Consider the following 15,317-nt stretch of genomic DNA (forward strand, 5'->3'; position numbering starts at 1 on the left):
GCGAGGTACTTTAACAGTAAAGGATCTGCTTGTGGCGAGGGAAGTCGTGGTGACCGGGGGCGGGACCGGAATCGGTTTCGCCGTGGCGTCGTGGTTCGCGAAGGCGGGCGAGCGGGTCACGATCACCGGCAGGCGCGAGCAGGTGCTGCTCGAAGCCGCGTCCCTGCTCGGGGCGCGGTACGTGCCGTTCGACGCGAGCGACCCCGCCGCGGTGACGGCCGCGCTGCCCGAACTGCCGGAACGCGTCGACGTGCTGGTGAACAACGCGGGCGGGAACACCGACTGGCACCGGGAAATCGGCGATCTGGCCGCGGTGGCGGAAAGCTGGCGGGACAACTTCGCGGCGAACGTGCTGTCCGCCGTGCTGGTGACGACCGCGCTCACGCCGCGGTTTTCCGACGGGGCGCGGATCGTGAGCATCGGCTCCATCGCGGCGAGCAACGGTTCGGGCTCGTACGGCGCGGCCAAGGCGGCGATCGAGTCGTGGACCGCGGGCATTTCGCGCGAGCTGGGGCGGCGCGGCATCACGGCGAACGTCGTCGCGCCGGGGCTGATCGAGGACACGGAGTTCTTCCAGGGCACGCTCACCGAGGAGCGGCGGCGCACGCTGATCGCGCACACCCGGACGAAGCGGGCGGGCAAGCCGGACGACGTCGCCGAGCTGGTGGGTTACCTGGCGAGCCCCGGCGCGGGACACCTGACCGGGCAGGTGCTGCACCTCAACGGCGGGGCCCACCTCGGGCGTTAGGCCGCTCGGGCTCCTTCGGGGGCCGGCTTGTCATCGCCCTGGGGCGGCTTGCGGCCAAGCGCGGGCTTCTTCGGGGGTGGGCTTGGTCGAACTGCTCTCCGGGCGAGGCAGCTCCGCCTCGCAGGCGGGCGCGGGCCCCGCCGGTGTGCCGCCGCACGGCGCTTGTCATCGCGGGAGGTTCTCGCGCGGCTGCCCACCACCGCCCGGCCGCCGAACTCCGGTGAGGGCGCGGTGGCCTCGCCGGTCAGTCGAGCTGCTCCTCCGGGACCCGGGCCAGCTCCGCCTCGTAAGCCGCCCGGAGGCGGGCGAACACCGATTCGCGGCCCGCCGGGCGGGGCACGCCCAGGTGCTGCTCCCGCAGCTCGTCCATGAACTCCTCCCACAGCTGCGGGCCGCCGCGCTCCAGCAGCTCCGCCCGCACGGCCAGCTCCCGCGTGACCGGCAGGTGGCGACGGCCCCACGCGCCGAGGTGCGCGATCACCGGCACCAGCTGGATCGCCGGCTCGGTGAGGCTGTAGACCACCTTCTGCTTGTGCCCCGGATCGGGCGCGCGCGTCACGAGTCCCTGGTCGGTGAGGTGCTGCAGCCGCGCCGCGAGGATGTTCGACGCGATGCCCTCCTCCGAGTTCTGCAACAGCTCGCGGAAGTGCCTGCGGTTGCCGAACATCATGTCCCTGATCACCACCAGTGACCACTTGTCGCCCAGCACCTCGACCGCGAGGTTGATCGGGCAGCCCGACCGCCGTTCGTCCACGCGAACCCCACCTTCTTTCCGATTGCAGTTTACAACCGGTCCTGAGATGCGTACAGTTCTCGGCAACCGGTTGCAAGTCGCAATCAGTCAGGGAAGGAGCCCGGTCATGAGCAAGGTCGTGTGTGACGTGTCGGTGTCGGCGGACGGGTACGTCGCGGGGCCGAACCAGAGCCGTGAGAACCCGCTCGGCGAGGGCGGCGAGCTGCTGCACCGCTGGCAGTTCGAGAAGGTCGACGAGAACAGGGCCGAGGTGGACGGCATCCTCGAATCAGGCGCCTACATCATGGGGCGCAACATGTTCGGCCCCATCCGCGGCGAGTGGGACCTCGACTGGCAGGGCTGGTGGGGCGACGAACCGCCGTACCACGCGCCCGTCTTCGTGCTCACCTCCCACCCGCGCGAGCCGATCGTGATGGAGGGCGGCACCACGTTCTCGTTCGTCACCGACGGGATCGAGTCCGCGCTGAAGCAGGCGCGGGAGGCGGCGGGCGAGAAGAACATCGCGATCGCCGGTGGCGCTTCGACGATCAACCAGTACCTCGCGGCCGGCTTGCTCGAAGAGCTGCGCCTGCACATCGCGCCCGTCGTGCTCGGTGGCGGCGAACGGCTTTTCGAGGGCCTGCCGAGCCGCGAGCTGGAACTGCTGTCGGGCCGGACGACCTCGCTCGTGACGCACGTCAGGTACCGGACGGCGTGATCCGCAGGACCTTGTCGTCGTTGCCGTCCGAAGTGGTGACGTACAGGGCGCCGTCCGGGGCGGTCCGGGCGGCGCGGAGGCGGCCGTAGGTGTCGTTGAACTCCCGGGGCAGCGTGGTCTCGGTGATCGTGCCGTCACCGGCCACGCCGAACAGCAGCATCTTCTGCCCCTTCAGCGCCACCACGGCCAGCCGCCCGTCGAGGGCGCCCCACTGCCGGCCGGTGAGGAAAGCCGCGCCGCAGATGGCTTCCGTGATGTCGCCGGACGTCCACAGTGGACGGACGGCGTCGGGGAAGCGGTCGGTGTCGGTCATCGGGACGCTCTCGTCGTACGATGTCTCCGTGTCACCCTTCGACGGGTCCCAGCCGTAGTTCCCGCCCGCCCGCAACAGGTTCACCTCGTCGTCGAACGCCGGGCCGTGTTCCGCCGTGAACACCTGGCCCGTGCCCGGCCGGACCGCCACGCCCTGGACGTTGCGGTGGCCGTAGGTGTAGATGCGCTGTTCGTTCGGGTCGGCCGAGGCGATGAACGGGTTGTCCGGCAACGGTGCGCCGGTGTTGAGGTCGATCCGCAGCACCTTCCCGCCGAGGCTGTGCCGGTCCTGCGAGACCGAAGCCCGCGCCGTGTCACCCGTGCCGACCAGCAGCGCGCCGTCAGCCGCCACCGCGGGGCGGCAGCCGGAGTGCCGTCCGCTGGGGTTCACGGGCAGCCCGGTCAGCAGGTCCCGCACGCGCGTCGCACCGCGCTCGTCCGGCGACAGCGTCCACGTCGTGAGCCGGATGTCCACCGCGCGGCCGCCCTCCTGGTGGGTGTGGCACATCGTGAACCGCCGCGTCTGCGCGAAATCCGGGTGCACGACCAGCCCCATCAACCCGCCTTCACCGCGGGCGTACACGTCGGACAGATCCGCGGCCACGTCGTGCGCGCCGGAGCCGTCCACCAGCGACAACCGGCCGGGGCGCTGCGTCACGAGCAGCTTGCCGTCCGGCAGGAACCCGACGTCCCAGCCGTGCTCCAGCCCGCTCGCCACCACGTCGACGCGGAGGCTCCCGGGCTGGGCGGGTTGCTGCCGCACGGCGGCGGGCGAACTGGTGCAGGCGGTCAGCAACAGGGCGATCAGGACGATTCCGATCCGGCGCATGCGGTCAGTCTGCCCGAGACAGCGCCTCCGCGGTGGCCTCGTCGGCGGGCAGGAACGTTTCCAGGCGCAGTTCGGAAACGGTCACGTCGACGGCTGTCGCGAACGTGGTGATCGCGGTGATCAGCCGCAGTTCCCCGCCGCGCCACCGCAGGCGCAGCGGTACCGCGAAGCCGAGGTGGTCGGCCGACGGGGACGCCGGACGCGGCAGGTAGCCCTCCAGTTCGGCGAGCAACTCGGTGTGCCGTTCGTGCGGGGCACGGGCCTGCTCCTGGCGGGGGCGTTCGAGCACGTGCCGCGCCCAGTCGTCGAAGTTGACGATCCGCGGGGCCATGCCCTCGGGGTGCAGCGCCAGCCGCAGCACGTTGACCGGCGGTTCGAGCAGCTCCGGCGCGACACCCTCGGTCAGCACGCCGAGCCCGTCGTTGGCGCTGACGAGGTCGCCGAAGCGGTCCACCACGATCGCCGGGTACGGGCGGTGCCCGTCGAGCAGGCGGCGGAGGCCGTCGAGGACGGGGCGCAGCGCGGGATCGTCGAGCCGGGTTTCGGGGTAGCTGGGCGCGTACCCGGCGGCGAGCAGCAGTGCGTTGCGTTCGCGCAGCGGCAGTTGCAGCGACTCGGCGAACCGCACGACCATGCCCCGCCCGGGCGCGGACCGGCCGCTTTCCAGGAAACTGACGTGCCGCTGCGTCGTGCCGGTGCGCAGCGCCAGTTCCAGCTGCGACAACCGCCGCCGCCTCCGCCATTCCCGCAGTGCCGGGCCGAACTCGTGCACGTGATCATCCTGGCACCCCGGGCGATTCCCGCCGGGGAATTGAGGCGATACCCGGCAGCGGCGAACGTGGGGATCATGGAATTCGGACTGCTCCTCCCCTCGGGTTCGGCCCAGGTGCCGTCCCGCGCGATCGTCGACACCGCCGTCACCGCGGAACGGCTCGGCTTCGATTCGGTGTGGGCCGGTGACTCGATGGTGCGTGCCCGGCTCGAGCCGCTCACCCTGCTCAGCGCCGTCGCGCAGGCGACGGAACGGGTCCGGCTCGGCACCGCCGTCCTCATCCCGGCGCACCGGCACCCCGTGCAGGCCGCGATCACCCTCTCCTCGCTGGACGTGCTCTCCGGCGGCCGCCTGGTGGTGGGCGTCGGGGCCGGGTTCCCCGGGTTCAGCGAGCAGGAGTTCAACCTGGTCGGCGTGCGGTTCAAGACCCGGTTCTCGCACCTCGACGACACGGTGACGCTGTGGCGGCAGCTGTGGACCGGGCGCCCGGCCCGGTTCGACGGGAAGGTCCTGCACTACGACTGGCTGCCCGAGGTGCCGCGGCCCGTGCAGCCTGGCGGACCACCGGTGTGGCTGGGCGGGATCACCCCGGCCGCGCTCCGCCGCACCGGGCAGCTCTATGACGGGTGGTTGCCGTACCCACCAGATCCCGCGGACTACGCGAAGGGCCTGGCGACCATCCGGGAGGGCGGGCGGGACGTCACGCCCGCGTTGTTCGCGACGGTGTACCTGGACGACGACGCCGAGCGCGGCACGCGGGCGCTCGACGAGTACTGCCGGGCCGTGTACGCGCGGCCGCTCGATTTCGTCGGTCGTATCCAGGCGATGCTCACCGGACCCGATCTGGCGACCCAACTGGCGCGTTTCGCCGAGGCGGGCGCCGGGCATGTCCTGCTGCGGATCGCCGCGGTCGATCCCGGCACCTACGCGGGTCAACTGGAGATGGCCGCGGAACTTCTGTCGGTGTTGAGACGTAGGCTGGGGTAGAGCCTCTGCAGCCGGTCTCGTCCCGGGCAGGGGTCCGTCCGCATGTCTGCGTACAGGGGAGTTTTTCGTGACAGACGGCGTGTTGTCCGGTCTGCTGTCGTCCGTCCTCGCCGATCCCGCGCTGCGCGGGGTGGTGGAGCGGGCCGGCTCACCGCTGCTCGATCTCCAGGGCCCGACCACCGTCCGCCAGCTCGTCGTCGCGGCGCTCGCCGCCGACGAGGGGGCCAAGCGCCCGGTGCTCGCGGTGACCGCGACGGGCCGTGAGGCGGAGGAGCTGACGTCGGCGCTGTCGAGCCTGCTCGGCCCCGACCTGGTCTCGGACTTCCCGTCGTGGGAGACGCTGCCGCACGAGCGGCTGTCCCCGCGTGCGGACACCGTGGGCCGCCGGCTCGACGTGCTGCACCGGCTGCGCGGGCCGGACGCGCCGCGCGTGGTCGTCGCGACGGTGCGCAGCCTGATCCAGCCGATGGCGCCGGGGCTCGGCGCGCTGAGCCCGATCGACCTGCGGGTGGGCGAGGAGCACGACTTCGAGGGCGTGTTGGACAGGCTCGTCGAGCTGGCGTACGCGCGCGTGGACATGGTGGAGAAGCGCGGGGAGTTCGCCGTGCGCGGCGGCATCCTGGACGTGTTCCCGCCGACCGCCAGCCACCCGTACCGCGTGGAGTTCTGGGGCGACGAGGTCAGCGAGATCCGCGCGTTCGCGGTCTCGGACCAGCGGTCGCTGCCCGGCGAGATCCAGGCCGTGCACGCCCCGCCGTGCCGCGAGCTGCTGCTGACGCCCGAGGTCAAGGCGCGGGCGGGCGAGCTGGCCGAGCAGTACGCGGCGGACGCGCAGCTGGCGGAGATGCTGACCAAGCTCGCGGGCGGGGTGCCGTCCGAGGGCATGGAGGCGCTGATCCCGGTGCTGTGCGACGGCGAGCTGGAGCTGCTCACCGACGCGATGCCCGAGGGTACGCACGTCCTGCTCGCGGACCCGGAGAAGATCCGCGCCCGTGCGCACGACCTGGTGCGCACGGGGCAGGAGTTCCTGGAGGCGTCGTGGATGGCGGCGGCCGGTGGCGGGCAGGCGCCCATCGACCTCGGCGCGTCGGCCTACCGCGACCTCGCCGAGGTGGCGAAGCACGCGGGTGAGACGAACCGGCCGTGGTGGACGCTGTCCCAGCTGACCAGCGAAGACGTGTACCAGGTGGCCATCGAGGCCTCGCCCGCCTACCGCGGTGACCTGGAGCGCGCCGTCACCGACCTGCGTGCGCACCTCGCGGCGAGCGGCACGGGCGTGCTGGTGGTGGCCGGGCACGGCACCGCGAGCCGAGCCGTGGAACAGCTGTCCGGCGCCGACGTCCCCGCGACGCTGGCCGGGGACGGGCTGAGGGAGGCACCGGCGCCCGGGGTCGTCACCGTCGTGTGTGGTGGGCTGACGGAGGGTTTCGTCGCGCCCGAACTGGGTCTCGTGGTGCTCACCGAGGCGGACCTGACGGGCCGCGGCGCCTCGGCCAGTTCGTCCACAAAGGACCTCGGTGCGAAGATGCCGTCCCGTCGGCGCAACGCGGTGGACCCGCTGGCCCTGAAGAAGGGCGACTACGTCGTGCACGACCAGCACGGCATCGGGCGCTTCGTGGAGATGGTGCAGCGCACGATTTCCGGTGCCACGCGCGAATACCTCGTGCTGGAGTACGCCTCGTCCAAGCGGGGCCAGCCGGGGGACCGGCTGTACGTGCCGACAGACCAGCTCGACGAGGTCTCCCGCTACGTCGGCGGTGAGCTGCCCACGCTGAACAAGCTCGGCGGCTCGGACTGGAAGAACACCAAGGCCAAGGCACGCAAGGCGGTCAAGGAGATCGCGGCCGAGCTGGTGCAGCTCTACGCCGCCCGCCAGGCCGCGCCCGGTCACGCGTTCGGGCCGGACACGCCGTGGCAGCGCGAGCTGGAGGACGCGTTCCCGTTCACCGAGACCAACGACCAGCTCGCCGCGATCGACGAGGTCAAGGCGGACATGGAGCGCGGCGTCCCGATGGACCGCGTGATCTGCGGTGACGTCGGCTACGGCAAGACCGAGATCGCGGTGCGCGCGGCGTTCAAGGCGGTGCAGGACGGCAAGCAGGTCGCCGTGCTCGTGCCGACGACGCTGCTCGCGCAGCAGCACCTCAACACGTTCGCCCAGCGCATGCAGTCGTTCCCGGTGACCATCAAGGGCCTGTCGCGGTTCACCGCGAAGTCCGAAGTGGACGCCGTGCTGGAGGGGCTCGCCTCCGGGGACGTGGACATCGTGATCGGCACGCACCGGCTGCTGCAGACCGGCGTGCGGTACAAGGACCTCGGCCTGGTCATCGTGGACGAGGAGCAGCGGTTCGGCGTCGAGCACAAGGAGCACATCAAGGCGCTGCGCACGCACGTCGACGTGCTCACGATGTCCGCCACGCCGATCCCGCGCACGCTGGAGATGTCGCTGGCCGGCATCCGCGAGATGTCCACGATCCTCACCCCGCCCGAGGACCGGCACCCGATCCTGACCTACGTCGGCGCGTACGACGACAAGCAGGTCGGGGCCGCGATCCGGCGCGAGTTGCTGCGTGACGGCCAGGTCTTCTACGTGCACAACCGGGTCTCGTCGATCGAGAAGGCCGCGCGGCGGCTGCGGGAGCTGGTGCCGGAGGCGCGTGTCGTGACCGCGCACGGGCAGATGAACGAGGAGAAGCTCGAAAAGATCATCCAGGGCTTCTGGGAGCGCGAGTACGACGTCTTGGTCTGCACCACCATCGTCGAGACCGGTCTGGACATCTCCAACGCGAACACGCTGATCGTCGAGCGCGGCGACCTGCTCGGCCTCGCGCAGCTGCACCAGCTGCGCGGCCGCGTCGGCCGTGGCCGCGAGCGCGGGTACGCGTACTTCCTGTACCCGGCGGAGTCCCCGCTGACGGAGACCGCGCACGACCGGCTCGCGACGATCGCGCAGAACACCGAGCTGGGCGCGGGCATGGCGGTCGCGATGAAGGACCTGGAGATCCGCGGCGCCGGCAACATCCTCGGCGCGGAGCAGTCCGGGCACATCGCGGGTGTCGGCTTCGACCTGTACGTGCGGCTCGTCGGCGAGGCCGTGGACGTGTTCCGCCGCAACGCGGGTGTGGAGTCCGCCGAGGAGGAGGAGCTGCGCGAGGTCCGCGTCGACCTGCCGATCGACGCGCACATCCCGCACGACTACGTGCCCGGCGAGCGGCTGCGCCTGGAGGCGTACCGCAAGATCGCGTCCGCGCCGGACGGCGAGGCGCTCGCGGCGGTCGAGGACGAGCTGATCGACCGCTACGGCCAGCCGCCCGCGCCCGTGCGGCGGCTGCTCGCGGTCGCGGCGTTCCGGCACTCGTGCCGCGCGGCCGGCGTGACCGAGGTGACCATGCAGGGCAACACGATCCGGTTCGCGCCGCTGCCGCTGCCCGAGTCCAAACTGGTCCGGCTCAAGCGGCTGTACCCGAAGGCGACGTTCAAGGCGGTCACGAACACGGTCTCGGTGCCGAAGCCGACGGAGGGCCCGGCGGGCGGCCGGATCGGCGCGCCGCCGCTGCGGGACGAGGCGCTGCTGGAGTGGTGCGCGAAGCTGCTGACGAACCTGACCAAGGAACCGGCGGCGGTCGGCTGACCGGGGTCCCGGAAGCCCGGCGGTTGTGAGAGGGTACGGGGTGTGATGCGGATCATGGGGCGCCCGCGGGCGCTGATCGCCGTTCTCGCCGCCTGCCTGCTGCTCGCCGGGTGCGGCTCGGGGCCGAGCCAGGTCGGCGCCGCGTTCCTGCTCGGGGACCGCGAGGTCACGCAGGACAGGGTGCAGGGGCTGATCGACAAGGCGGTGCGGGACCAGCCCGCCGCGCAGCAGCTCGCCCAGCAGCACAAGCTCGACCTGCTGGGGCGGGAGGTCGTCACGCAGCTCGTGCTGCACGAGCTGGTCGGCAGGGCCGCGCAGCGGGAGGGGCTGGTCGTCGACGAGGCCCTCGTCGAGCGGACGCTCGCGCAGGACCCGCTCGCCGTGCCGGTGCCGACCACCGGTGTGGACCCGTCGCAGCTGGCGCGCCAGATCGCGTACCGCGCGCGGGACCACCGCGAGGCCATCACCGACCAGGTGCTGATGCAGGCGCTGGCGCAGAAGTACTTCCCGCGCATGACCGTCACGCTCGACTACACCTCCGTCGTGTCCGACGACGGCGGCGCCCAGCCGAAGAGCATGCGCGAGAAAGCGCTTGCCAAGGCCGAGCGGATGGCCGCGGGACCGGACGCCGCCACGCGCGTGATCCGGGAGGACGCCGCCTCGGGCACGCAGACGAACGTGGGCGAGCGCATCCCCGCCGTGCAGGCGCCGGACCTCGCGGCGACCGTCGTGTTCGGGGCGCTGCCCGGTGACGTCGTGGCGTTCCAGCCCAGCAGCGAGCAGGCCGGGTGGATCATCGCGGTAGTCCGGCAGCGCGACCTGTCCACCCCGCAGCAGGCGGGGGACCAGTCCTCCGACCCGTCGGCCAACCAGCTGGTCGCGATCGGGATGCGGTTGCTGCAGCCGTACGCGGACGACGGCGGGCTGAAGGTCAACCCGCGTTACGGTGTGTGGGACCCGGTGGCGATGTCCGTCGCGCCCAGCGCCGCCGAGACCACCGGCTTCGTCGTCCGAGGGAAGGGGGCCCAGCCTTGACCGCCACGGTCGTCCTCCTGACCTCCGCCGCCGCGGGGGTGCCGCCCGCGGCGTTCCCGCACCTGCGGGGTGCCCGTGCCGTGTACGCGAGCGGGCTGGGTGAGGACGTGACCGACCTGCTGGGCGCGAAACCGGCGCCCGACCCGGCGGTGCTCGCCGCCGAAGCGGCCGAGGGCGCGGTGGTGCTGTTCGCCGCGTCCACGGACGACCCGGCGGTGCGGGTGCTGCCCGGCGCGGTCGTGATCGGCCAGCCGTCCGGGGCGAAGCTCGTCGACGCCGCTCTGGTGATGAACCGGCTGCGCTCGCCGGGCGGCTGCCCGTGGGACGCGGAGCAGACGCACGAATCGCTGCGGCAGTACCTCGTCGAGGAGACGTACGAGCTGCTGGAGGCGATCGAGGACGGGGACCGCGTGGCGATGCGCGAGGAGCTGGGCGACGTGCTGCTGCAGGTGCTCTTCCACGCCCGTGTCGCCGCCGAGCACGTGGGGGACCCGTTCGACATCGACACCGTCGCGGGGGAGCTGGTGGCCAAACTGGTCGGCAGGCACCCCCACGTCTTCGCCGACGCGGAGCGCATCGCGACCGCGGAGCGGCAGGAAGTGAAGTGGGAGGAGCTCAAGCAGGCCGAGAAGCAGCGCAAGTCCATAGTGGACGGTGTCGCGCTCGGCCAGCCCGCGACCGCGCTCGCCGGGAAGCTCGGCCAGCGCAGCGGGCGCGCGGGAATCCCGCTGGACCTGTTCCCCGCGGGGCAGGACGCGGCCAGCCGCCTGTTCGTCCTGGCCGCGACGGCACGCCGTGCCGGGGTGGACCCGGAGGGCGAACTCCGCGCCGTGGCGAAGCAGTTCGCCGCGGATGTGCGTGCCGCGGAAGCGAACGCCCGCGCGGCCGGCGTCGAACCGTCCACATTGGAAGCGGACGGCTGGCGCCGGTACTGGCCCTCGGGTGGTTAGGCGAGCCGCCCGCCGGACAGCAGCGTCCCTGCCTGCTTGACGTGCCGCAGCAGCGGCGAGACCTCCATGCTCTGCAACCCCGGCAGCGAACCGATGCGGTCCGACGTGAACTCGAACAGCTCGTCGAGATCCCGGCAGTACGCGACGGCGTGCAGGTTGTAGGGCCCCGTGACGGCCGCGGCGAAGCCGATCTCCGGTAGCTCCGCCAACGTGCGGCCGACGCTTTTGACCGCCGACGGGTGCACGCGCACCCAGAGGTTCGCCCCGGCGCGGTACCCCAGCGCCGCCGCGACGATTTCGACGTCGATGTGGACGACGCCGTGTGTGAGCAGGGTCTGCAGCCGGCGGGACGCGCGGCCCGGGGTGAGGTCCGCCGCCGCGGCGAGGTCGACGAGACCGGCGCGGCCGTCCTCGGCGAGTGCGGCGAGCAGCTTCTCGTCCTCGGTCGTGAGCGGTACGGGATCCCGCGCCACCACGGGAGATTCGGTGAACGGGCCGCCCTCGCTGCCCAACGCAGCCTCCTGCTCGGGCGTCAGCGTGCCCTGCAGCGCGGCCCAGTAGTGGCCCCGGCCGCCGAGGAACTGGCGGAGCATCGCGGCCGCGTTGATGTCGAGCACGGCCGCGGTGCGCGGGAGCTGGTGTCCCAGCAGGTCGTCGCGCTGCTCCGGAGTCCTCGACCGGACTGCGCAGGTGATCTCCGAGCCCGCGGCGACCAGTGCCACCCAGCTGACGTCTTCGCGCTTCGCGAGCGCTTCGGCGATCGCCACGCCGCTGCCCGGGCGGCAACGCAGCCGCACCAGCCACTCGCTCTGCCCCAGCGCCCCGGGGATCATGATGCCGACGACGCGGATGACCCCGTCCGCCCGCAGCCGGCGGTACCGGCGGTTCACGGTGCTTTCGGTGAGCCCGAGCGCGGACGCGATGGCGGCGAACGACGCGCGGGGAGCGATCTGGAGCGCGCGAATGATTCGCACATCGTCCGGGTGCAAACTGCCGGATTCAGCCATGACGCCTCCCTTGAGGAAGGCAATCGTACGAAATCCGTGCTCCGATCGCGACGACGGGGACAGACTTGTGCCATGACAGCACCAACAGCATTGATCGTGGGCGCGTCGCGCGGGCTCGGGCACGCGCTGGTGGCCGAGCTGTTCGGCAGGGGGTGGAACGTCGTCGGCACGGTCCGGGACACCACCGCGCGGACGCCCCTGCACGAACTCGCGGACCGCTCCGGCGGCCGCGTCACCGTCGAACACCTGGACATCAACGAGCCCGCCCAGCTCGCACCCCTGCACGACCGGCTGGGGCCGCTGGACATGCTCTTCGTCAACGCGGGGACCACGAACAACGAGGGGACGCCCATCGGGCAGGTGCCGACGGCTGATTTCGTCGAGGTGATGGTCACCAACGCGCTCAGCCCGATGCGCGTCATCGAAGCGCTCGAAGACCTGGTGGCGCCGGACGGGCTCATCGGGGCGATGTCGTCGGGGCAGGGCAGCATCACCAACAACACCACCGGAATGCGGGAGGTGTACCGCGGCAGCAAGGCGGCGCTGAACATGTTCATGCGCAGTTTCGCTGCCCGTCAGGGTGAAACCGGGCGTTCGTTCGTGCTCATGGCACCCGGTTGGATCCGCACCGGGCTCGGCGGGCCGAAAGCGCCGTTCACCGTAGCGGAGACCGTGCCGTTGATCGTGGATGTCCTGTTGTCGCGGCTGGGAAAACCGGGCCTGGAATACCTCGACCGATTCGGCAAGACTGTGCCTTGGTGATCTCGGCGGCAGGAAGGACGGCGCCATGGCGGAGGTTCAGGGACGGTGCGACACCGCTTTCGAGCCGGTGCGGGAAGCGCTTTCAGAGCAGCTCGACTCCGGGAACGAACTCGGCGCCGGGATCGTGGTGGACGTCGACGGGCGCACGGTCGTCGACATCTGGGGCGGCAGGCGGACCGCGGACGAGCCCTGGACGCGGGACACCATCACCAACGTCTGGTCGTCGACGAAAATGGTCACCAACCTCGCCGCGCTGATGCTGGTGGACCGGGGCAAACTCGACCCGTACGCGCCGGTGGCGAAGTACTGGCCCGAGTTCGCCGAGAACGGCAAGGAGCGGGTCGAGGTCCGGCACATCCTGAGCCACACCGCCGGGGTCTCCGGCTGGGACGAGCCGTTCGAGCCGGAAGACATGTACGACCGGGCAGAGGCGACGCGGCGGCTCGCGACGCAGGCGCCGTGGTGGGAGCCGGGGACCGCGTCGGGGTACCACGCGCAGTCCCAGGGGCACCTGGTGGGCGAGCTGGTGCGGCGGTGCAGCGGGAAGTCGCTGACGGACTTCATCGCGGACGAGATCGCCGGCCCGCTGGGCGCGGACTTCCGGCTGGGCGCCGACGAGGCTGACTTGTCGCGCATCGCGCCGGTCACTCCGCCGCCCCCGCTGGACTTCGATTTCAGCCAGGTGGACCGGGAAAGCCCGGCGTTCAAGACCCTGATGCGGGCGCCGCTCAGCGCCGAGCTGGCGAACACCCCGGAGTGGCGCCGTGCCGAGCTGGGCGCGCTCAACGGGCACGGCAACGCGCGGTCGCTGGCGCGGATCCTCAGCGCGCTCGCGCGGGGCGGCACCGTGGACGGGGTGCGGCTGCTGTCCCCCGACACGATCTCGATCATCTTCGACGAGCAGAGCCACGGCGTGGACCTCGTGCTGGGCGTCCCGCTGCGGTTCGGCATCGGGTACGCGCTGCCCGAAACCGACACGGTGCCGTACGTGCCGCAGGGCCGCGCCTGCTACTGGGGCGGCTGGGGCGGTTCGGTGGTGATCGCCGACCTCGACACCCGCACGACGATCAGCTACGCGATGAACAAGATGGCGGCGGGGGTCATAGGCTCGGACCGCTCGGAGGCTTACGTCCGGGCGGCGCTGGAGTGCCTGGGCTGAGTGCCTGGGCGCCGGGGGTTGGTCGGGGGCTGCGGCATCTGCCTGCCGGGACGGCGGGGGTGGCTGGGCGGTGTGGTCGCCTCGCCGGGGTGGGTCTGATCACCCGGGCCGACCGCGCCCGAGGTGGCCCGGCGCCGCCACGCCGGGCGGCGTCTTGCCGAGGCCGCCTGAGCGCCGGGGCTCACTGCGCCCGAGGTGGCTCGGCGCCGCCACACCCGAGATGGCTCGGGCGCCGCCCACTGCGCCTGGCCCCGCTCCGCCCGCCTCGCTGAGGCCGCCTGATCACCCCGGCTGGCCGCGCTCGAGGTGGCTCACCGTGGCGCCGCCGCGCCTGGCCCCGCTCCGCCCGGCCCCCCGCCGCCCCGCCCGGCCCCCCGCCGCCCCGCCCGGCGCCATGTCTGGCTCGCGACGCCCGCCGCCCCCAGCCGGAACAGCCCTAACCCTCGAAGAGCGTGTCGCCCCAGTAACCGCTTTCCGAGACGCCCGGCGGGACCGCGAACAGCGCGGAACCCGTGTGCTGGATGTACTCCATCATCGCGTCCTTCGCTGAAAGCGCTTTCTGCATCGGGATGAACTGCTTGCGCGGGTCGCGGTTGAAGCAGATGAAGAACAGGCCCGCCTCCAGGTGCCCGAGGCCGTCCGAGCCGTCGACGAAGTTGTAGCCGCGGCGCAGGATCTTGGCCCCGTTTAGCGATTCCGACGACGCCAGGCGGATGTGCGCGTCCACCGGCACGAGCGGCTCCCCGCCCGCGCCACCGACGTGCAGGTCCACCGGGTCGAACTCGGCCTGCTGGCCCAGCGGCGCCCCACTGCCCTTCGTCCGCCCGATGACCTGTTCCTGCTCCTCCAGCGACGTCCGGTCCCACGTCTCGATGTGCATACGGATCCGCCGCGCCACCAGGTACGAACCGCCCGCGAGCCACGCCTGCCCGTCGGCGGCCGTGACCCACACGTGCTCGTCGAGCGCCGCCGGGTCCTCGGCCTTCAGGTTGTTCGTGCCGTCCTTGAAGCCGAACAGGTTCCGCGGCGTGGTCTGCGCCGTCGACGTCGACGAGCTGCGCCCGAAACCGAGCTGCGACCAGCGCACCTCGGTCGTGCCGAAGCCCAGCCGCACCAGGTTCCGCACCGCGTGCACGGCGACCTGCGGGTCGTTCGCGCACGCCTGGATGCACAGGTCGCCGCCGCTGCGGGCCGGGTCGAGCTTGTCCTTCGGGAACGCGGGCAACTCGGCCAGCGCCTCCGGCCGCCGTCCCGCCAGGCCGAACCGGTCGTCGAACAGCGACGGGCCGAACCCGATCGTCAGCGTCAGCGAGGACGCCGGCAGCTCCAGCGCCTCACCGGTGTCGCTCGGCGGGGCGGCGGGCGAACCGCCGACCGCACCGGACGCGCCCACCTCGCGGCCCGCCGTCATCCGCCGGGCCGCGTCGGTCCACGTCTTCAGCAGCGACACCAGCTTCGCGCGGTCCTTCGTGGTCACATCGAGCGCGGCGAAGTGCAGGTGCTCCTGCGCCGGCGTGACGATCCCCGCCTGGTGCTGCCCGTGGAACGGCACGACGTCCGTGGTCGCTTCGGCGCTGCCGAGCGCGCGGTCGATGCCGGCACCGGCCGCGCCGGCTCCGGCGAGGGCGACCCCGGCACCGGCGAGCCCGAACACCCGCCGCCGCGACATCCCGG

The 15,317-nt window shown here is 72.1% G+C and carries 13 protein-coding genes; 8 read left to right on the plus strand and 5 right to left on the minus strand.

Annotation, left to right across the window (positions count from 1 at the left end; genetic code table 11):
• The first annotated feature begins 25 nt into the window (after nt 1-25).
• Entirely contained in the window at nt 26-748 is a 723-nt protein-coding gene (locus BMZ92_RS22805; RefSeq protein ID WP_177228827.1) for an SDR family NAD(P)-dependent oxidoreductase, read from the plus strand.
• Between the two features lie 244 nt (nt 749-992).
• On the opposite strand, the gene BMZ92_RS22810 is transcribed toward BMZ92_RS22805, so the two are convergent.
• Nucleotides 993-1,502, minus strand: coding sequence for a winged helix-turn-helix transcriptional regulator (locus tag BMZ92_RS22810; RefSeq protein ID WP_091511105.1), 510 nt, complete (start codon nt 1,500-1,502; stop codon nt 993-995).
• A gap of 106 nt (nt 1,503-1,608) precedes the next feature.
• On the opposite strand from BMZ92_RS22810, the gene BMZ92_RS22815 reads away from it, so the two are divergent.
• Complete coding sequence (locus BMZ92_RS22815; RefSeq protein ID WP_091511108.1) at nt 1,609-2,199, plus strand: dihydrofolate reductase family protein; 591 nt, start codon at nt 1,609-1,611, stop codon at nt 2,197-2,199.
• On the opposite strand, the gene BMZ92_RS22820 is transcribed toward BMZ92_RS22815, so the two are convergent.
• Nucleotides 2,180-3,340, minus strand: a complete 1,161-nt coding sequence (locus BMZ92_RS22820) for a PQQ-dependent sugar dehydrogenase (RefSeq protein ID WP_091511111.1) — start codon at nt 3,338-3,340, stop codon at nt 2,180-2,182. The two genes, BMZ92_RS22815 and BMZ92_RS22820, sit on opposite strands and share 20 nt — an antisense overlap.
• A 4-nt stretch (nt 3,341-3,344) precedes the next feature.
• Nucleotides 3,345-4,112: a helix-turn-helix domain-containing protein gene (locus BMZ92_RS22825; RefSeq protein ID WP_091511112.1), complete on the minus strand. Its 768-nt coding sequence runs from the start codon at nt 4,110-4,112 to the stop codon at nt 3,345-3,347.
• A 75-nt stretch (nt 4,113-4,187) separates the two neighbouring features.
• On the opposite strand from BMZ92_RS22825, the gene BMZ92_RS22830 reads away from it, so the two are divergent.
• The 4 genes from BMZ92_RS22830 (at nt 4,188) to BMZ92_RS22845 (ending at nt 10,715) form a co-directional block, all read left to right on the plus strand.
• Entirely contained in the window at nt 4,188-5,099 is a 912-nt protein-coding gene (locus BMZ92_RS22830; protein WP_091511206.1) for an LLM class flavin-dependent oxidoreductase, read from the plus strand.
• A gap of 82 nt (nt 5,100-5,181) precedes the next feature.
• Complete coding sequence (gene mfd, locus BMZ92_RS22835) at nt 5,182-8,730, plus strand: transcription-repair coupling factor (protein WP_091511209.1); 3,549 nt, start codon at nt 5,182-5,184, stop codon at nt 8,728-8,730.
• Nucleotides 8,731-8,784: 54 nt separating this feature from the next.
• Complete coding sequence (locus BMZ92_RS22840) at nt 8,785-9,765, plus strand: hypothetical protein (protein ID WP_342743515.1); 981 nt, start codon at nt 8,785-8,787, stop codon at nt 9,763-9,765.
• On the plus strand, nt 9,762-10,715 hold the full coding sequence (locus BMZ92_RS22845; protein ID WP_091511118.1) for a nucleoside triphosphate pyrophosphohydrolase: 954 nt from the start codon (nt 9,762-9,764) through the stop codon (nt 10,713-10,715). The genes BMZ92_RS22840 and BMZ92_RS22845 overlap by 4 nt, the downstream gene beginning before the upstream one ends.
• On the opposite strand, the gene BMZ92_RS22850 is transcribed toward BMZ92_RS22845, so the two are convergent.
• Nucleotides 10,712-11,689 carry an Lrp/AsnC family transcriptional regulator gene (locus BMZ92_RS22850; RefSeq protein ID WP_245783203.1) on the minus strand — a complete coding sequence of 326 codons (978 nt, stop codon included), beginning with the start codon at nt 11,687-11,689 and terminating at the stop codon, nt 10,712-10,714. The two genes, BMZ92_RS22845 and BMZ92_RS22850, sit on opposite strands and share 4 nt — an antisense overlap.
• A 105-nt stretch (nt 11,690-11,794) precedes the next feature.
• Between BMZ92_RS22850 and BMZ92_RS22855 the strand changes: the two genes are divergently transcribed.
• Nucleotides 11,795-12,484, plus strand: coding sequence for an SDR family NAD(P)-dependent oxidoreductase (locus tag BMZ92_RS22855; RefSeq protein WP_091511124.1), 690 nt, complete (start codon nt 11,795-11,797; stop codon nt 12,482-12,484).
• 25 nt (nt 12,485-12,509) lie between these two features.
• Nucleotides 12,510-13,643 (plus strand): serine hydrolase domain-containing protein, encoded by a 1,134-nt coding sequence (locus tag BMZ92_RS22860; protein WP_091511127.1) that lies wholly within the window; start codon nt 12,510-12,512, stop codon nt 13,641-13,643.
• A 436-nt stretch (nt 13,644-14,079) separates the two neighbouring features.
• Here BMZ92_RS22860 and efeB read toward each other — a convergent pair whose 3' ends face one another.
• Entirely contained in the window at nt 14,080-15,312 is a 1,233-nt protein-coding gene (efeB, locus tag BMZ92_RS22865; protein WP_091511212.1) for an iron uptake transporter deferrochelatase/peroxidase subunit, read from the minus strand.
• Between the last annotated feature and the right edge of the window lie 5 nt (nt 15,313-15,317).

This window comes from Amycolatopsis sacchari, assembly GCF_900114035.1.
In the GTDB taxonomy this organism is placed as follows: Bacteria; Actinomycetota; Actinomycetes; order Mycobacteriales; family Pseudonocardiaceae; genus Amycolatopsis_E; species Amycolatopsis_E sacchari.